The organism is Stenotrophomonas sp. WHRI 8082 (assembly GCF_040223995.2).
GTDB lineage: Bacteria > Pseudomonadota > Gammaproteobacteria > Xanthomonadales > Xanthomonadaceae > Stenotrophomonas.
This window is the reverse complement of record NZ_CP167826.1, coordinates 2,014,126-2,031,451: the sequence shown is the minus strand read 5'-3', so window position 1 is coordinate 2,031,451 and position 17,326 is coordinate 2,014,126. Positions and strand designations below refer to the sequence as shown.

Below are 17,326 nucleotides of genomic sequence, written 5' to 3'. Positions count from 1 at the left end.
CTTGAGCACCGGCTTGCCCCTGCTGCTGCCACCGGACCTGCGTGCGCGCCTGCGTGCGCTGCGCCTGCGGCCGCGGCTGGCCAGCGGCATGAGCGGGATCGGACAGCATGCCAGCCGCAGCCGCGGCGCGGGCCTGGAATTCGCGCAGTACCGTGCCTATGAACCCGGCGATGAACTGCGCCAGGTCGATTGGAAGCTGTACGCGCGCTCGGACCGCTTCTTCGTGCGCGAGTCCGAACGCGAAAGTCCGATCACGGTCTGGTTGCTGCTCGATACCACGGCCTCGGCCGGCCAGACCGACCGTGTCGATCCCGGCCGCAGCCGCCTGGATCACATGCGCCTGCTGGCCGCGTGCGTGGTCGAGCTGGCGCTGCAGCAAGGCGATCGTTTCGGCCTGCTGGCCATCGACGGTGAGGGCCTGCAACTGGTTCCCGCCGGCCACGGCGCGCGCCAGCGCGATCGCGTGTATCTGCAGCTGCAGGCCCTGCGCGCGCGCGGGGGATGGCCTGCCGCGGAACGGTTGCGGCCGTTGTGGGAACGCGTTCGTCCCGGCGACCTGCTGCTGTGCATCGGCGATGGCTTCGACGAGACCGGTGTCGTGTTGCTGGAGCAGTTGGCCCGTGCGCGCCGCGACGTGGTGCTGTTGCAGGTGCTGACCGCCGACGAACGCGACTTTCCGTTCGACGCCGGACATCGCTTCCGCGACCCGGAGACCGGCGAGGAAGTGCGGGGTGATGGTGCCGCGATCCGCAGCGACTACCTGCAGCGCTTCGCCGAAGCGCGCACTGCCCTGCAGTCCCGCTTGCAGGCAGGGGGCATCGCATCCGCCACCAGTTGGCTTGACCAGCCGCTCGACCAGCCTCTGCAGGCGTTGTTCGGCCGCGGGATTACCGCGTGAGCCTGCTGTTCCCACTCGGCCTGCTGGCGGTCGCGGCCTGGCTGCTGCCGCTGCTGATCCACCTCGCCCGCCGCCATCCCTACACGCCGGTGGATTTTGCCGCACTGCGCTGGCTGCGCGCACGGATTCGCCCGCGCCAACGTATCCGCTTCGATGACTGGCCCCTGCTGGTGGTGCGCCTGTTACTGCTGGCCGCGCTCGCCCTGCTGCTGGCGCGACCGGCGCTGACCGGGCCAGAACCTGCGCCGGCCGCGTGGACCGTCGTTGCGCCCGGACTGGATGCAGCCGCCCTGCGCAGCACGGAAGACCCGCGCAACTGGCACTGGCTGGCGCCCGGATTCCCCCCTATCGGACAGCCAGCGCCGCCAGGCGATGCCTCGCTGCCCAGCCTGCTGCGCGAACTCGACGCCCAACTGCCGACCGGCACAGCCCTGACCGTGTATGTGCCCGACCCGTTGCCTGGCCTCGACGGGGCGCGCCTGCAGCTGTCGCGCCCGGTGCAGTGGCGTCCGCAGCCGCTGGCCACTCGTACATCGCAAGCGGTTCCGGCGCCGCCTCGATTGCGCGTCAAAAGCGATGCACCCGCAGCGGCGCAACACTGGCTGACGGCCCTGCAGCGCGCGTGGGGGGCGCAGCCGTTGGCAGCACCGCTATCCGCTGACGCGCTGCCGGAGCCTGGTGAAACCGGGGTATGGAGCAGTGCCGACCCATTGCCCACCACATGGCAGGCCTGGGTGGACCAAGGGGGCAGCATCCTGTCACATGCCGCCCCCCCGGCAGGCGCCCGCCTGCTGCTCCGCGATGCACAGGGCGCGCCGCTGCTGTGGGAGCAGCGCTCGGGTCGCGGCCACGTGCTGTATCTGCCCGGGGAATGGGACGCGGGCCGCACCCTGGCGCTGCGCGACGATCACCTTCCACGTCAGCTGCTGCAGGCCTTGCAGCCGCCTGCGTCGCCCCGCCTGGGCGATGCGCTGGACCAGGCGCCACAGCGCGCGTCCCTGCCCCCGACCGTGCCGCCGGCGCGCGAACTTGCCCCCTGGTTGATGCTGGTGATCCTGCTGCTGTTCGCACTGGAGCGCTGGATGGCCAGCAGTGCGCGACGGAGGCGACCCGCATGAAGACGCTGCAACAGGCCTGGCAGCGCGCGCGTCGGCGCCGCGTGGTCATTACCCTGTCGCTTGGCCTGCCTTGGGCCGCGGCGGCCACCGCGCTGGCGCTGCGCGTGGCCGGGTTCGATATCGCCTGCGTGATCGCAACGGTCGCATTGCTGGTCACCGCGGGCGTGGCCATTACCCGCGCGCGCCGTCTGGACAGACGCTGGCTGCAGCGCCAGCTCGACGGCAGCGGTGCCAGCGAGGACAGCGCCGACCTGCTGTTCGCCGACGAAACCGCGCTCAATCCCCTGCAGCGGCGCCAGCGCGCGCATGTGCTGGCCACGCTTGAACGCGCCGTGCCTGAGCTGCGCCCACGCTGGCCGCGCGCTGCCATCGCACTGTGCGTGATCGGCGGCGGCGCCACGGCCCTGCTCGCGTTGGGCTGGCCACACGCGGGACCGTCACCGGTGGCGACCCCTGCCACGCAGGCGCCCCCCACCACAGCAGGCCCGCTGCGCCTGCAGTCCACCCGCCTGCGCATCGAAGCGCCCGCCTATACCGGCCAACCTGCGCGCACGCAGAACGCGCTCGATGCCAAGGTCGCCGCCGACAGTCGCCTGTCCTGGTCCGTACGCTTCGACCGGGCGCCGCGCACCGCGTGGCTGCAGTTCCATGATGGCCGCCGCCTACCGCTGCGCGAGCACGAAGGACAGTGGCAGGCACAGGACGTTGCCCGCACGCCGGTGCTGTACCGGATAGTCAGCGAACCCGCACTGGCCGACGCCCGCCTGCATCGACTCGACGTGGTCGCCGACCGCGCGCCCACGGTGCGGGTGATCGATCCGCCTTCCAGCCTGGTGCTGGGCACGCCTGGGCAGCGCCAGTGGACGCTGCGCTTCGAGGCCAGCGACGACCACGGCGTCGCCGCGCGGGCGACGCTGTCGATCACCACCACCGAAGGCAGTGGCGAGAACATCACCTTCGCCCGGCGCAGCGTGGCGCTGACCGGCACGGGCGAACCTACGGCCCGGCGCTTTGCCCACACCCTCGACCTGGCGGCCCTCGGCGCACAGCCGGGCAACGATGTGATCGCCCAACTGGAAGTGCGCGACAACCACGCACCGTCGCCGCAGATCGGTCGCAGCAACAGTGTGATCCTGCGCCTGCCCAGCACCGAAGCCGTGCGCGGTGCCGAACTTGAGGGTCGCATCAAGAAGACGCTGCCGGCCTACTTCCGCAGCCAGCGGCAGATCATCATCGATGCCGAAGCATTGATCCGTGAGCGGCGCCGCCTGGCCGCGGACGGCTTCATGACGCGCAGCGATGCCATCGGCGTGGACCAGCGCATCCTGCGCATGCGTTACGGCCAGTTCCTCGGCGAGGAAAGCGAGGGCGCGCCGAAGGCCCCGCCAACCAGCGACCTGCCCACCAGCGATGTGCCCGCTGCGGACACACACGACGACGATCACGCGCACGATCACGACACCCAGGCCGGCGCTGATGACGATCATGGCCATGATCACGGCGGTGCCGCGGCCGTACCGCAAGCGCCGCCCGTGTTCGGCAGTGCCACCGACGTATTGTCCGAGTACGGCCATACCCACGACCATGCGGAAGCGGCGACCCTGCTGGACCCGCAGACCCGCGCCACGCTGAAGGCAGCGCTTGACCAGATGTGGTCGTCCGAGGGCGAGCTGCGCCAAGGCCGCCCCGAGCAGGCCCTGCCACATGCCTACAAGGCACTCGGTTTCATCAAGCAGGTGCAGCAGGCCGAGCGCATCTACCTGGCCCGCGTCGGCCCGGAACTGCCGCCGATCGACGAGGGCCGGCGGCTGGGCGGTGATCGCGCAGGGCTGGCCAGCCGGGCGTTGCCGCTGACCGCGCGCACGCCACCGGATCCGGTGGTGGTGGAGGCCTGGCAGCGACTTGGCGACGGCGACCAGACGCCGGATCTGGATGCACTGGCGGCGTGGCAGCAGCGCAACAGCGCCTTCCTGCCCGACGCCCTTGACTTGGCCGCTGCCATTGAACAGCTGCGCATCGAACCGGGCTGTGACGCATGCCGGCAGCGCCTGCGTGCGCAGTTGTGGCGCGCGGTGCAACGTCCGCTACCCCAGGTGACACGGCGCAACGCCGCCGATGCGATGGGCCAGCGTTACCTGGATGCATTGGAGGCGCAGCGATGAGTGCATCCGCGTTGAACACCTGGGTCGCTGTCGCGCTGGCGCTGATCGTGCTGGTCGCCAGCGTGCGTCAGCTGCGCCGTCCCGCGGCCCGCCGCGGCCGCCAGATCGCCGTCATTGCGCTGCAGGTGCTGGCTGCAGGCCTGTTGTACGCCTGCCTGCTGCCCCCGACGCAGCGCGTGCCCATGAGGGGGCTGGTCGTGATCGGTGCAGACGCTGGCAGCGCCGGCGCACTGCCTACCGGCGGCACGCACGTGGTGCTGCCGGAAGCCGGTGACGTGGCCGGTGCAGCGCGCGTTCCTGATCTGGCCACCGCGCTGCGCCTGCATCCTTCTTCCCGCATGACCCTGGTCGGTGCGGGCCTGGCCGCACGTGACCGCGACACCGTGCTGCCTGCCGACACGCGCTGGCAGGCCGCGCCTGCCCCTACGGGGTGGGTGTCGCTGCAGCCTCCCGCCGACACCAGCCCCGGCGCGCGCTTCGAGCTGCAGGCACGGGCACACGGCGTTGCCGCCGCGCGGGCCGAACTGCTGGATCCGGCCGGTGCCGTGGTGGATCGCGCCTCGCTGCCAGCGGATGGCCGCGTGCAGCTCAGCGGCGTTGCCCGCGCCGAGGGTCGAAGCGTGTTCCAGCTGCGCCTGCTCGATGCGCAGGGCCATGTGGCCGACACCGTTCCAGTGCCGCAGCAGACGCTGGCCGCGGCACCGCTGCGGCTGCTGGTGCGGGCCGGCGCGCCCGGCGCCGAACTGAAGTACCTGCGGCGCTGGGCGACCGACGCCGGCATCCAGGTGCAGATGCAGGCGGACGCCGGTGCGGGCGTCAGCCTGGGCGATGGCAGCGTGGCACTGGACGCGGCCACGCTGGCGCGCAGCGACGTGCTGTTGCTCGACGAACGCAGCCTGGCTGCGCTGGGCGCGCCTCAGCTGGCCGCGGTGCGGGCGGCGTTGCGCGATGGGCTGGGCGTGCTGGTACGCAGTACCGGCGCGCCGTCGGCCAGCGCGCGCCAACGTTTGGGTGAGCTGGGTCTGCCCGTGCGCGGCGATGCCACCAGCCGGTCGGCGACGCTGCCCGGCGATGGGGATGCGACCATGCGGCAGGCGCGCCGCGGCCCCGTCGCCGCCGGTACCCTGCCCACCCGTGATGGCGAAGAGGCGGACCGCGAATCCCACACGGCGGCGCTGCCGGTGCTGGAGTCTCTGGCGCTACAGGTACCTGGCAGTCACGCGTTGCTGCAGGACCATCAGGGCAAGGCCATCGGCGGTTGGCTCGCTGTCGGCAAGGGCCGCATCGGGATGCTGCCGATCACCGACAGCTGGCGTTGGGTGCTGGCCGGTCGCGATGATCGCCACGGTGAGGTGTGGAGCACGGTAATGGCCACGCTCGCCCGTGCGCAGGCCGGCAGTGAAAGCCTGTGGTCGCCCCAGGCATTGGCGTGGGCCGGTGAGCGCCAGCCGCTGTGCGGCGTGCAGGCTCCCTTGCAGTCGCTGACCCGCGAGGGTGTGGCGGTGCCGCTGCGGGTTGATCCGGCGACGGGCGACGCGCGCTGTGCGGGCTGGTGGCCACGGCAGCCCGGTTGGCAGCGGCTGCAGCACGGCGATCGCACGCACTGGCGCTATGTGTTCGATCCGGATCAGGCCCGTGCGCTGCATCGACAGGCGGTGATGGATGCCACTGCGCACCGGCTGGCCACGACCGAAGCGACGCCGGTGCAGGCCAGCCAACGCGTGCCGGGGCCGCGCTGGCCGTGGTGGCTCGCGTTCGTCGCCTGTACGTCGCTGCTGTGGTGGTTGGAACGACGGCCGGCCCCTTCGGCGTAAGCGCGCTCCGGTCGCCTCATGGTGAAGGCACGACGGACACTGCCTATTCCTGTGGCGGTGCGCCGCACCCTTCCTGCTGCGCGCAGAACTGCAGCGCTCGCCGTTGCTGCTCAGCGCTCAGTTCCGGCGGCGGCCGGGCAATGGCCGACTGGATCTGGTCCGGCCCGCCGGTGATCTTGTTCAAGCCCTTCGCCGCTGCGGCCACCCCTTTGACCACACCCATCATCAGGTAGCCACCGCTCATGCTGACCTGCTCGGGCGACGGCGGCTCGCTCCAGTTACGGCTGAAGCGGTTGTCCTCCGCGCGCATCGGGTTCTTGAAGCGATACAGGTCCAGTGGCTGCTCGTCATCAGGCCGGAGCGCGCGCACTTCACCCAAGGTGGTGACATCGTTCTGTGCGGCCGACCCGCCGACACGTTCGACAGCGCCCGGCACCGTCACGGGATCCTCCACAGGCACGGACGCGGCCGCCGGTGCGGCCTGCTGCGCCTGCGCGCCCCCTGCCAGCAGCAAGACCGCCAGCATTGCGCCCTGCGTTGCACGTCGTGCCACCGCCCTCCCCCCGTGCCGCCTGTGTCCAACGGGCGAGGATACGGTCATGGGGCTTCAGATTTCGTTGGTGCGCGTGCGCGTGGCCGGCGCGCTGCACGGCGTATCGGGTCGCACTGCACTGAATGGTTCACGCCCTTCCGTCACGGTGTCTCACACGCTGAGACCCATCTGTGGTGCCATGTCACCCCCTGTAATCTGTGTTCCCATGGCCTACGAACTCGCCAAGCGCACCGCCGACGCCGAGCACCAGCTCGCCACCCGCGACGGCCTGCCGGCGCGCGATGGCGCCCTGCTCAGCACCCGCCTGCAGCGCCGTTACCACGACCGCATCACCGGCAGCTTCGCCATCCCCGGCCGCGAAGGCAGCTACGCGCCCATTCCGGACAGCGTGCCGCCTGCACTGGCTGCGGCCTTGAAGGCGCGCGGCATCGACCAGCTTTACAGCCATCAGGCGCAGGCCTGGGAGGCAGCGCAACGCGGCGAGCACGTGGCCATCGTCACCCCCACCGCCAGCGGCAAGTCGCTCTGCTACACCTTGCCGGTGATCAGCGCGGCCATGCAGCACAAGGCCAAGGCGCTGTTCCTGTTCCCGACCAAGGCGCTTGCGCAGGATCAGGTGGCCGACCTGCTGGAGCTCAACCGCGCCGGTGACCTGGGCGTAAAGGCGTTTACCTTCGACGGCGATACACCGGGTGATGCCCGCCAGGCGATCCGCCTGCACGGCGACATCGTGGTATCCAACCCGGACATGCTGCACCAGGCCATCCTGCCGCATCACACCAAGTGGGCGCAGTTCTTCGAGAACCTGCGCTACGTGGTGATCGATGAAGTGCACACCTATCGGGGCGTGTTCGGCAGCCACGTCACCAACGTGCTGCGTCGGCTGAAGCGCATCTGCGCGTTCTACGGGGTGCAACCGCAGTTCATCCTGTGCTCGGCCACCATCGGCAATCCGCAGCAGCATGCCGAGGCACTGATCGAGGCCCCGGTCACCGCCATCACCGAATCCGGGGCGCCCAGTGGGCCAAAGCAGGTACTGCTGTGGAACCCGCCGGTGGTCAACCCGGATCTCGGCCTGCGGGCATCGGCACGCTCGCAGAGCAACCGTATCGCCCGCATCGCGATCAAATCCGGCTTGAAGACACTGGTGTTCGCGCAGAGCCGGCTGATGGTCGAAGTGCTGACCAAATACCTCAAGGACATCTTCGACCACGATCCGCGTAAGCCGGCGCGCATCCGCGCCTACCGCGGTGGATACCTGCCAACCGAGCGCCGCGAGACCGAGCGGGCCATGCGCGCCGGGCAGATCGACGGCATCGTCAGCACCTCCGCGCTGGAACTGGGCGTGGATATCGGCAGCCTGGACGTGGTGATCCTCAACGGCTACCCGGGCAGTGTCGCAGCCACGTGGCAACGCTTCGGCCGCGCCGGGCGTCGCCAGCAACCGGCATTGGGCGTGATGGTGGCCAGTTCGCAGCCGCTGGACCAGTACGTCGTGCGGCATCCGGACTTCTTCGCCGAGGCATCGCCGGAGCATGCACGGATCGCGCCGGACCAGCCGCTGATCCTGTTCGACCACATCCGCTGCGCGGCCTTCGAGCTCCCGTTCCTGGTCGGCGATGGCTTCGGCCCGATCGACCCGGAGGTATTCCTGGAAGCACTGGCGGAAACCGAGGTCGTGCACCGCGAGGGCGAACGCTGGGAGTGGATCGCCGACAGTTATCCCGCCAACGCGGTCAGCCTGCGCTCGGTGGCCGATGGCAACTTCGTGGTGGTGGACCGCAGTGGCGGCAAACAGCAGATCATCGCCGAGGTGGATTATTCGGCGGCCGCGCTGACCCTGTACGAAGGGGCCATCCACATGGTGCAGTCCACGCCGTACCAGGTGGAGACGCTGGACTGGGAAGGCCGCAAGGCCTACGTCACGCGTACCCACGTGGACTACTACACCGACAGCATCGACTTCACCAAGCTCAAGGTGCTGGACCGTTTCGATGGCAACAGTGCCGGCCGCGGTGATTCCCACCATGGCGAGGTGCACGTCGTACGTCGCGTGGCGGGCTACAAGAAGATCCGTTATTACACCCATGAAAACATCGGCTACGGCCCGGTCAACCTGCCGGATCAGGAGCTGCATACCACGGCGGTGTGGTGGCAACTGCCGCAGGCCCTGCTGCTGCGAGCGTTCGCCAGCAAGCAGGATGCGCTGGACGGCTTCCTGGGCGCGGCGTACGCGCTTCACATCGTGGCGACCGTGGCGGTGATGGCCGATGCGCGCGATCTGCAGAAGGCGGTAGGCAACGGCGACGGCGCCTGGTTCGCCATCGCCGACCAGACCGGCCGCGGGCAACTGCGGGGCGAAGAAGGTGATCCGGCAGCGGTGGAGCTGCTGCAGCAGTTCGTACCGACGGTGTATCTGTACGACAACTTCCCCGGCGGCGTGGGCCTGAGCGAGCCGCTATGGATGCGCCAGCAGGAGCTGGTGCAGCGCGCGCGTGAGCTGGTGCAACGCTGCGACTGCAAGGCCGGCTGCCCCGCCTGCGTGGGCCCGGTGCTGGCCGCGCAGGAAACCGACGACACCACGCCGCGCGCGTTGGCGTTGCGGGTGCTGGATCTGTTCGATGCCGTGGCCTGCGAAGAAGTGCCCGATGTTGCCGTGACCGTGGTCGATCCGATGGAGCTGTTGGCACCGTGAGCCTGAGCCTGGACAAACTGCGGCTGCTGCGTCGACAGGCCGGGGATGCCAAGGCGGTGGCGCCTGCGCCTGCGCCCGCAGCAGTACCGGCCCCTCCCGAGCCGGCGCTTCCTGGCGCCGCAAACGATGCAAGGCAGCCTGCCGCCGCACGGTCGGTGTTCGCCTGGGTAGAACAGGAAATCCGCCACAAGGCAACGGGTGTCGCCATGGCCCCGCGCGCCGTCGCGGATGCCTCCAGCCTGCGCCGTCTGCTGGGCGTACGTGATCGCAGCAGTGACGCCGCACCGGCCAGTCGCGCACGCGCACTTGACCGCCACCTGCCGGGCAACGAGATCGCACCGGGCCTGCACCTGATCGAATCCTTCGTGCCGCAGGACATCCCGTCGGTACCGCTGTCACTGGCCTTCGCCAAGCGCGAGACCGAGCACGTGTCACCGCGTGACCTGATGTTCTTCGATACCGAAACCACCGGCCTGGCCGGTGGTACCGGCACGCGCGCCTTCATGATCGGCGCGGCGGACTGGCATGTGGATCCGACGCGCGGAGCGGGGCTGCGCATCCGCCAGTTGATGATCTCCACCATGGCGGCAGAAGCCGAGATGCTGCGTACCTTCACCGGTTGGCTGGCGCCGGGCACGGTGTTTTCCAGCTACAACGGCCGCAGTTATGACGCGCCCCTGCTGAAAACGCGGTACCGCCTGGCGCGACAGGGCGATCCGATCACCCCGCTGGACCATGTCGACCTGCTGTATCCAACGCGCCGGCGCTATCGCGGGGTATGGGAAAACTGCCGCCTGGCCACCATTGAGCGTCAACTGCTGAAGATCGTCCGCGAGGACGACCTGCCCGGGTCGGAAGCCCCGTCGGCGTGGCTGCGCTACCTGCGCGGCGGCGATGCGGTGAACCTGCGCCGCGTAGCCGAACACAACCACCAGGACGTGGTGACCTTGGCCCTGCTGATGCAGCGACTGGTGCACGAAGAAGCACAGGACCGGCAGACGCTCGCGCTGGCCGGCGGGTAGGTCAGTGCGGCTTGCGGCGGAACAACGTACGCAATCCGGCTGAAACAGGCTGTGGCGGCGCCGGACGTCCTGGACGATCACCGGGAACGACCGCTGCCGGCCCGTTCCGTCCCTCGATCCGTTTGACGATGTCCTGCTGCGCGATGGTTGATTCCAGATCGGTCGCCAGCGCTTCCACGGCCGCCAGCAGCCGCTGCATGTCATTGTCCGGATCGGTGTAGAACCAGTCGATGCGGAATCGCAGGGTCGATCCGAACTGCTCTCCGATGGGTGGCAATGCGAGGCTGCGCACCTGCATGGCGGCGCCCGCACGGGCCGCATCACGCACCCACCAGGATACGAATTCCAGACCGAGCAGGCCGCGTACGCCCTCCTCCAGCGCGAAGTCCATGCAGATGACCAGCTCATCCGCACGCCCGCCTGCGGTACGTTTCATCGCACCCAGTGGCAGATCCGCATAGGGCAGCAGCGAGAAGTCATCGGCGGTCAGATCGCCCACGTCCATCTTCTGAACCGACACCTCCCTGAGGCCCGGAATGCTTTCCAAGGCAGCATTGAGCCGGATGACCTGTTCCACCACGAGTGACCTTCCGTTCTTCGAAACGCGCAACCGCCAGCGTAATGGAAACGGCCTGCGTTCATCAGCCGATAGCGGTTTGACTCCCTGTTTACGCCGGATGGCGCCTGATGGGACAGTTCTTCATCCAATCGACCTGGGAGATCCACGATGCTATCGAACCGCTGGTTGTTGCTCGGCTCTTTGTTGCCGCTCACCGCATGCAGCAGTGCTGCGCCGGGCATGGATCCCCCCGCTGGCGATCCCAAGCCCCACGTCGCGGGCGGCGAGGGCCATCAGTGTCGTCCGGATACATTGGACGCGCTGGTGGGCAAGACCGCCAGCGAAGAAGTCATCGCGAAAGCCGTTCGGGACTCGGGGGCACGCAATGCCCGCGTAGTGAAGCCGGGCATGGCGGTGACGATGGATTTCCGCGAGGATCGGCTGACGATCCGCGTGGATGAGGCCAACAAGATCGAGGGCGCCAGCTGCGGCTGACGTTACGTTGCGACTGTGCCAGGGTCGGGGCCTTTCCGCAGACCGCGAAAAGGCCCTGCCCGCCTGTGTCTCAGAGTCGCTGCGCTCGCCCATCCTGCAGCGCCTGGGCCATGATTTTTTCGGCTTCGCGTGCCGCCCGTGCATGCGCCTGCGATTGCCGCTGACCCAGCGCAGCCTGCTCCGCGCCCAGTGAGGCTTGGCGTTGTGCCAGCGTGGCGAGTTCCGCATTCCCGCGCGCGTCTTTCGCGGCACGACTGGCCTCGAGAGAGGCACGTGCTGCTTCCGCAGCGGCATCGCGGTTGATGTCCATGCTGTGGCGGACGGCACGCAGCGCCTCTTCCCGCGCCACCATGGCGACAGCGCGCGCCTGCTCGCCGGTGCGCCGGCCCAGCTCACCCTGCTGTCGGCCGAGCTTCGCCTGCTCGGTCCCGATTCGCGCCGCATCCGCATAGGCCTCCTGCATCTGCAGCAGCAGGGTACGGTCACGTACCACGTAGCGCTCTGTTCCCTGACGGAACCAGAACGCCTGCGAATCGGTACCCAGATCCCGGCGTGCCTGTTTCACGTCGTCCATTGCACCGTGGGCGTAGCTCGCGTTGCCGTCGAGCAGCACATAGGCGCGGTCCGGGCGCTTACCCAGGTCCAGCTCGCCGTGGGTGATCATGCTGAGGCTGTCGTCATCACTACTCCGCATGATCGTGGTGGTGCTTGTCGTTTTCTCCTGCACTTTGGCAGGTGCGGCGGGTGCAGCCGGTGCTGCAGGGGCCGGTGGTGCGGCAGGCAGGTCGGTTGCGGGGGGCACGGCGGGGGCTGGCGGTGCGGCCGGTGCCGACGGGGGCGCTGGTGGCACGGGAGCACGTGGTGCAGCCGGCGCAGCGGGTGGTGCGGGCGGCGGCGGCGCAGCGACCAGACGCATCGGCAGCACGCCGATGGCCAGCACCGCAACAGTGAGCGCCACCGCGACAGCCTTCGGGCAGGCGTGCCGCTGCTGCAATGACAGCAGCCGGCGTTTCAGGCTGGCCGTGCTCGGCGCGGCGCTGGCAACGCCCAGGTGCGGCCGCGGCATCACGCCCAGTTGCAGCAACAAGCGCCCGTAATCCTGGCGGCGCTCGCTGCGCCCCTCGACAACCGCCGCGTCCACTGCTTCTTCGCGGGCCTGCGCATATTCCCGCACGGCCAAACGCAGCAGCGGATGGAAGAAGAACAGGTGCTGCGCCACGGCGGGCAGCAGTCCCCACTGCAGGTCGTGCCGCTGCAGATGCTGCAGTTCGTGGGTCAGTGCCAGGTCCAGTGCATCACCTTGCAGCGCACGCGCGCCAGCAGGCAACAGCAGCACCGGGCGCAACGGGCCGACCACCTGCGGTGCATCGATCTGTGCGCTCATCCAGAGCCGGGGGGCACGGCGCAGGCCATGTGCTTCGGCGGCGAGGTTCAGCGCCTCCACCAGCGTCTGGTCCGCGCACGGCTGTGCGGCGGCCAGCAGGGCCCGAGTGCGCCGCCGCTCGGCGGCCGTGCGCGAGGCCATGGCCAGCACACCGCTGATCCACAGCGCAGCAAGGACCAGCGCCCACCACGGCGCAGCGCCGATGGCAGCGCTGGACACCGTGTCGATAGCGCTGACCACCTGCGCTGTCGGCAGCGCCGGCGCATGGGCGTACGCGACGTCGGTACCGGCAATGAAGGTGTCGGCTGCCAGCGCAGGCGCGGGCAGCACCGCCAGCTGCAACGGCTGGGCCCAGAACAGTCCGGCCACTGCCTGCAGCGACACCAGCCACCACAGGCGGCAGCGCGTGGCCGCGCCCAGCGAAGGCACCAGCCGGCACACCGCCCACACCAGCCCAACCAGCAACGCGGTCTGCACGCTGGTCCAGGCCAGTCGCTCCACGATCGTGATCACGGTCGTCTCCATGGCTCAGCCCTCCTGCCGGCGTGATTGCAGCTGTTCGACCAAGGCTTCCAGCTCGGCCAGTTCATCGTCACTCACCTGCTCGCGCTGCGACAGGTAGGCCACGAACGGCGACACCGAGCCCTGCAGGGTGCGGTCGACAAACTGCGCGATGGCCCCTTGGACCACGCTGTCCTGTGCGGCGGTGGACTGGTAGCGGTACATGCCGTCAGCCTGCTGGCGACGCAGATAGTTCTTGCCGCGCAGGCGCTCCATCATCGTCAGCACGGTGGAACGCGCCAGACCGCGTGGCTCGCCGAAGCCCACCGCCACTTCACCGACGCTGGGCGTCCCGATTTCATCGATGTACTGCAGCAGGGCCAGTTCCTGGTCCCCGATCGTCTTACGGCGCATGACACGTCCTGGTTGACTACACGTGTCGCTACCGTGCCCGTAGCGACAACTGTAGTCAACCCCCCGAAGGTCATGGACCGACGAACGGTCCGGGGTCAGCGCCCTTCTACGAATGGGTCGTCATCACAGTCGATGGGCTTGCCGTCACAGGGCCACATGGCCGCCGCCACTTTCTGTCGGACTTCGAAATGGTCACCTGCCCACACCAGGAATCCGCCATGCACCAGCCCTCCGTGATCGAACGTGCGGTTGTCCAGAACCAGTTCTTGATCGGGATCGGCCTCTGCAACCCATCTGACGACGGGTACTCGATCCAGCTTGCGGACCTGTGCAAAGAGCTCACTCGCTCCCTGGTCCACATACTTCTTCATCACCTTCTCGTCCGGGAAGCCACCACGAGCAAGAATTGTCGCAGTTACATCCTCGGGTGCACGACCGTCCTTGGAAATGTAGGCCCGCATCCCGACTGTCCATGCCGGGCAGCCGTTCAATTGGGCCAAGTAACCGGTTGTGCCTCCGGTGCCGGCGAATGAGCGTATCCAATAACGAAAGCTTGACCCGCTGCGATCAGTGACCATGAAGTCGGATCGACCTCCTTGGGTTGGAATCGTAAAGATCTGGTGCTTGGATGAATCATCCTCTACGCACTGCAGATGCTTTAGCACAGCCTTTGCCTCCACCGGCAGTGTTCCGTGGATTCCCCCACGCCTGCCAGAGCCCGAAGCTGAAGGAAGTGGAGGCAGCCCGTCATCGCTATGAACAGCTCCGATAACAGGTTCTGGGGTTGACCCCGTCCCCATGGCGAGCGACGAAGCTGGCACACTCGCGAGAAACGAAGCGAAGCAGATGCTTACGATTGGCAGAGAGATTTTTGACGCTCGCGCGTGCTTTGTAAACATACTCAGTGTCCTCTCTGCATCACTGCGTTGGCCTGTTGCACAGCATCGCCTTGAGCATGAATCGGCGGGGCTTGCTCATGTTCCTGTTGCTGCAACTCCAGCTTCCGAAGACTGGTCTCCACACTAGTTCCAGTAACTTCGGCAGCATTTACCCCGACACGAAGTGAGGCGGGGTCTCCGGCCACCCCTTGCACAAGGAAGATCGTCTCCCCCGCGGCTCGATCTCCGACAGGATTGCTGCTTATCACCTGGTCTACGCGTGTGATTCCGCTGGATTTCGCTTCATGCAATAGCACCAAGCTGTAGTCATCCGCACTATCTGCATATTGCCCCCCCATATCATGAAGGCGCTGGCTTATCTGTTGTTGCAAGGCGTGGTCAGGATGCTCGGACTGTCGCGGATCGCGAATGGGTCCCAGATCGTTGGGTTGTGCGATGTGCTGATTTTGCTCCCTTGAGACTGAGGTCAGTACGTAGTGCCAACTGCCCTGTCCAGGCGTACCGCGGACCGTCTCGACAAACGCATCGTACTCGGAAGTCTGGATGGTCTGGCACCCTGCCGAGTAGGTGTTCTCGTCACCACCGCGATGAATCTTGAAGGTAGTGTTGAGGCGCTGCACGCCGTGGATATCTCGAGTGTCAAACCACCCGTCGCCATTGCTGTCACGCTCCACCGCATACGCCCCTGCTCTGACCGCAGCGGCCGTTGGACGTAGCGAAAATTCATCCGGGTGACCAGATCGAGGGTGTGTAGTGGCGCGCATCTCGACCGTTCCTTCTGCGAGCCGGCCAAGGTCCCTTATACGATCTGCGTTGACATCTTCGCCCTCCGTCTTGCGGCGCGTAATGACGTTGGTAAACCCCGGACTGGCGGGCGTCGTCTTCGCATGGCCATCGTACTGCGCAGACGGCTCGGTGTTGGCTTCGATGAACTCTCGCGAATGTCCCTGCCCACCAGCGTCCCTCCATAGCACCACAATACGATCATCGAACTCGCCTTGACCTCTTCGATCCGTTGTACGGGTTTCCTGGCGCAACCCGAGGATCACCCGATCCTGAGTCGCCATGGCTTCCCGCGCCGCCTGGTCGCCACGCAGCTCCACCATGCTTCCATACACGTCATGCTGCTGGGCTTGGCTCAGCGTGGCGGTTTCGGTAGACGCCGGCATCCGCGGCGGTCGCGACGCCGCGTGCAACCGCTCCAGCATCGGCGTGACGGTGGCCCTGTCCGCCGCTACAACGCCTCCCGTTTGCCCCAGCGCCGCAAGCTCCGGCGCCGCACGAACCGCGACATAGCGCTCCAGCGCTTCCTGCACGACGAGCGTCTGCGCCTCCCGCAGTGTCTGCAGCTGCGCGGCGGCCTCCAGTGCACGCTGCGAGCGCAGAAGCGCCACTACGTCATCCGCAGCGGCGCTGATGTTGATCTCGGTCATGCGTCAAACCTCCACCCCCCTGAAGCCGGAGCTTCACGCTAGCGACGCGGCGCAGGGGGTGGGTTTGACCAGGGGCACACTCTGGCGTGTTGGCGTCAGCTCCCTCTCGGTGGCGAGAGGAAGCCGACGGTGCCTGACGTGGTCAGCCGTGCGGGCCGCCCATCACCGGCAGCACCACGCCGCTGATATAGCTGGAGCAGCTGGGTGCGGCAAGGAAGACGTACGCGGGCGACAACTCTTCCGGCTGCGCGGCGCGGCCCATGTCACTGTTCTGGCCAAATTCGCCGACATCCGGTGCTTCTTTGTCGGCCGGGTTCAGTGGGGTCCACACCGGACCCGGTGCAACGCAATTGACCCGGATGCCGCGTGGCAGCAGCTGGCTGGCCAGCGCCTTGGTGAACGCGTGGATCGCGCCCTTGGTCGCCGAGTAATCGATCAGCGATTTGCTGCCGAACAAGCCCGTTTCCGAGCCCGAGTTGACGATGCTCGATCCTTCACCCAGATGCGGCAGCACCGCCCGCGCCATCTGGATGTAGCCACCGATATTGGTCTGCAGCGTTTCCTGCAGGTGCGCGTCGTCCAGGTCTTCGAGGCGATGGCAATGCAGCTGGAACGCGGCGTTGTTGACCAGGATGTCGATACCACCGAACGCCTTGGCGACCTGTTTCACTGCGCGGTTGCAGAACTTCGGATCGCGCACGTCACCGGCAATGACAATGCAGCGTCCCCCTTCCTGTTCCACATGCTGACGGGTGACGTCGGCATCTTCGTGCTCATCGAGGTGCAGTACGGCGACGTCGGCCCCCTCGCGGGCATACAACACCGCCACTGCTCGGCCGATGCCGGAGTCACCGCCGGTCACGATCGCGCGCAGTCCCTTCAGCTTGCCGCTGCCGACGTAATCCGGGGCGAGGAAGCGTGGCGACAGGGAAAGCTCATGCTCGTTGCCGGGCTTGGCGATGGTCTGGGCGGGCATCTTGGTCGGCTGCTTGCGTGCACCGGCCTGAGTGACTTTCTTCTTGGCGGCCTTCTTGCTGGCGCGAACGTCTTTTGCCTTTTCCTGATCCTGCAGACGGCGCTGACGTGCAGCAACGCGGGCGCCGCGCTCGTCGGTGGCGGCTGTCTTGCGGGTGGCGGTCTTGACTACCCGCTTGCGTACGGCGGTTTCGGCAGGGGCGGCTGCGGTGGCGCGGGTGCCCTTGCGGACCTTCGGGGAGGCTTTCTTTCGGGCGGGAGCTTTCTTCGTGGTGGTGGTCTTGGCGGTTGCCATGAGATCTCCTTTCGACACGGATTTACCAGCACGTGCCGCATGAGAACCGCGGGGCATTGCGCCGCGCTACCGGTGAAGCGGCACGTCAGGAACGTGCAACCAGTGTGGA

Annotated in this window: 14 protein-coding genes; 7 read left to right on the top strand and 7 right to left on the bottom strand. The window is 67.7% G+C overall.

From position 1 onward, the window contains the following. The first annotated feature begins 1 nt into the window (after window position 1). Genes ABRP17_RS08890 through ABRP17_RS08875 form a run of 4 tightly spaced genes read left to right on the top strand, consistent with a single transcriptional unit; the run spans window position 2 to window position 5,992 of the window. The gene (locus ABRP17_RS08890; protein ID WP_349985433.1) at window positions 2-898 is read left to right on the top strand and encodes a DUF58 domain-containing protein; all 897 of its coding nucleotides are present in this window, start codon (window positions 2-4) and stop codon (window positions 896-898) included. Further along, window positions 895-2,016 (top strand): BatA domain-containing protein, encoded by a 1,122-nt coding sequence (locus tag ABRP17_RS08885; RefSeq protein ID WP_349985432.1) that lies wholly within the window; start codon window positions 895-897, stop codon window positions 2,014-2,016. The genes ABRP17_RS08890 and ABRP17_RS08885 overlap by 4 nt, the downstream gene beginning before the upstream one ends. Then, window positions 2,013-4,178 carry a hypothetical protein gene (locus ABRP17_RS08880; RefSeq protein ID WP_349985431.1) on the top strand — a complete coding sequence of 722 codons (2,166 nt, stop codon included), beginning with the start codon at window positions 2,013-2,015 and terminating at the stop codon, window positions 4,176-4,178. The genes ABRP17_RS08885 and ABRP17_RS08880 overlap by 4 nt, the downstream gene beginning before the upstream one ends. After that, window positions 4,175-5,992 (top strand): hypothetical protein, encoded by a 1,818-nt coding sequence (locus ABRP17_RS08875; RefSeq protein WP_349985430.1) that lies wholly within the window; start codon window positions 4,175-4,177, stop codon window positions 5,990-5,992. The genes ABRP17_RS08880 and ABRP17_RS08875 overlap by 4 nt, the downstream gene beginning before the upstream one ends. Before the next feature lie 43 nt (window positions 5,993-6,035). On the opposite strand, the gene ABRP17_RS08870 is transcribed toward ABRP17_RS08875, so the two are convergent. Further along, window positions 6,036-6,518, bottom strand: a complete 483-nt coding sequence (locus ABRP17_RS08870) for a hypothetical protein (RefSeq protein ID WP_349985429.1) — start codon at window positions 6,516-6,518, stop codon at window positions 6,036-6,038. 232 nt (window positions 6,519-6,750) lie between these two features. Between ABRP17_RS08870 and ABRP17_RS08865 the strand changes: the two genes are divergently transcribed. Both ABRP17_RS08865 and ABRP17_RS08860 read left to right on the top strand, forming a co-directional pair. Then, window positions 6,751-9,240, top strand: coding sequence for a DEAD/DEAH box helicase (locus ABRP17_RS08865; RefSeq protein WP_349985428.1), 2,490 nt, complete (start codon window positions 6,751-6,753; stop codon window positions 9,238-9,240). Beyond that, window positions 9,237-10,262, top strand: a complete 1,026-nt coding sequence (locus ABRP17_RS08860; protein ID WP_349985427.1) for a ribonuclease H-like domain-containing protein — start codon at window positions 9,237-9,239, stop codon at window positions 10,260-10,262. Before ABRP17_RS08865 ends, ABRP17_RS08860 begins: the two co-directional genes overlap by 4 nt. Window position 10,263: 1 nt before the next feature. Here ABRP17_RS08860 and ABRP17_RS08855 read toward each other — a convergent pair whose 3' ends face one another. Further along, the gene (locus tag ABRP17_RS08855; RefSeq protein ID WP_349985426.1) at window positions 10,264-10,761 is read right to left on the bottom strand and encodes a hypothetical protein; all 498 of its coding nucleotides are present in this window, start codon (window positions 10,759-10,761) and stop codon (window positions 10,264-10,266) included. A gap of 300 nt (window positions 10,762-11,061) precedes the next feature. On the opposite strand from ABRP17_RS08855, the gene ABRP17_RS08850 reads away from it, so the two are divergent. Then, the gene (locus ABRP17_RS08850; protein WP_223202946.1) at window positions 11,062-11,316 is read left to right on the top strand and encodes an I78 family peptidase inhibitor; all 255 of its coding nucleotides are present in this window, start codon (window positions 11,062-11,064) and stop codon (window positions 11,314-11,316) included. 70 nt (window positions 11,317-11,386) lie between these two features. Here the strand turns inward: ABRP17_RS08850 and ABRP17_RS08845 are convergent, their stop codons facing one another. The 5 genes from ABRP17_RS08845 to ABRP17_RS08825 all read right to left on the bottom strand — a co-directional run bounded on the left by ABRP17_RS08845 (window position 11,387) and on the right by ABRP17_RS08825 (window position 17,217). Further along, a complete protein-coding gene (locus ABRP17_RS08845; protein ID WP_349985425.1) occupies window positions 11,387-13,225 on the bottom strand; it encodes a M56 family metallopeptidase in 1,839 nt (612 codons plus the stop codon). Between the two features lie 3 nt (window positions 13,226-13,228). Continuing rightward, the gene (locus ABRP17_RS08840; protein ID WP_188325620.1) at window positions 13,229-13,615 is read right to left on the bottom strand and encodes a BlaI/MecI/CopY family transcriptional regulator; all 387 of its coding nucleotides are present in this window, start codon (window positions 13,613-13,615) and stop codon (window positions 13,229-13,231) included. A 95-nt stretch (window positions 13,616-13,710) separates the two neighbouring features. Continuing rightward, window positions 13,711-14,076 carry a hypothetical protein gene (locus tag ABRP17_RS08835; RefSeq protein ID WP_349985424.1) on the bottom strand — a complete coding sequence of 122 codons (366 nt, stop codon included), beginning with the start codon at window positions 14,074-14,076 and terminating at the stop codon, window positions 13,711-13,713. Window positions 14,077-14,516: 440 nt separating this feature from the next. Next, window positions 14,517-15,947 carry an XVIPCD domain-containing protein gene (locus tag ABRP17_RS08830; RefSeq protein WP_349985423.1) on the bottom strand — a complete coding sequence of 477 codons (1,431 nt, stop codon included), beginning with the start codon at window positions 15,945-15,947 and terminating at the stop codon, window positions 14,517-14,519. Window positions 15,948-16,089: 142 nt separating this feature from the next. After that, on the bottom strand, window positions 16,090-17,217 hold the full coding sequence (locus ABRP17_RS08825) for an SDR family oxidoreductase (protein ID WP_188325619.1): 1,128 nt from the start codon (window positions 17,215-17,217) through the stop codon (window positions 16,090-16,092). Between the last annotated feature and the right edge of the window lie 109 nt (window positions 17,218-17,326).

Excerpts from the sequence above, each read along its gene's own strand:
- ABRP17_RS08880 (WP_349985431.1), top strand. The coding sequence starts at position 2,013 with ATGAAGACGCTGCAACAGGCCTGGCAGCGCGCGCGTCGGCGCCGCGTG.
- ABRP17_RS08875 (WP_349985430.1), top strand. The coding sequence starts at position 4,175 with ATGAGTGCATCCGCGTTGAACACCTGGGTCGCTGTCGCGCTGGCGCTG.
- ABRP17_RS08870 (WP_349985429.1), bottom strand. The coding sequence starts at position 6,518 with ATGCTGGCGGTCTTGCTGCTGGCAGGGGGCGCGCAGGCGCAGCAGGCC.
- ABRP17_RS08865 (WP_349985428.1), top strand. The coding sequence starts at position 6,751 with ATGGCCTACGAACTCGCCAAGCGCACCGCCGACGCCGAGCACCAGCTC.
- ABRP17_RS08850 (WP_223202946.1), top strand. The coding sequence starts at position 11,062 with ATGGATCCCCCCGCTGGCGATCCCAAGCCCCACGTCGCGGGCGGCGAG.
- ABRP17_RS08845 (WP_349985425.1), bottom strand. The coding sequence starts at position 13,225 with ATGGAGACGACCGTGATCACGATCGTGGAGCGACTGGCCTGGACCAGC.
- ABRP17_RS08840 (WP_188325620.1), bottom strand. The coding sequence starts at position 13,615 with ATGCGCCGTAAGACGATCGGGGACCAGGAACTGGCCCTGCTGCAGTAC.
- ABRP17_RS08835 (WP_349985424.1), bottom strand. The coding sequence starts at position 14,076 with ATGCGGGCCTACATTTCCAAGGACGGTCGTGCACCCGAGGATGTAACT.
- ABRP17_RS08830 (WP_349985423.1), bottom strand. The coding sequence starts at position 15,947 with ATGACCGAGATCAACATCAGCGCCGCTGCGGATGACGTAGTGGCGCTT.
- ABRP17_RS08825 (WP_188325619.1), bottom strand. The coding sequence starts at position 17,217 with ATGGCAACCGCCAAGACCACCACCACGAAGAAAGCTCCCGCCCGAAAG.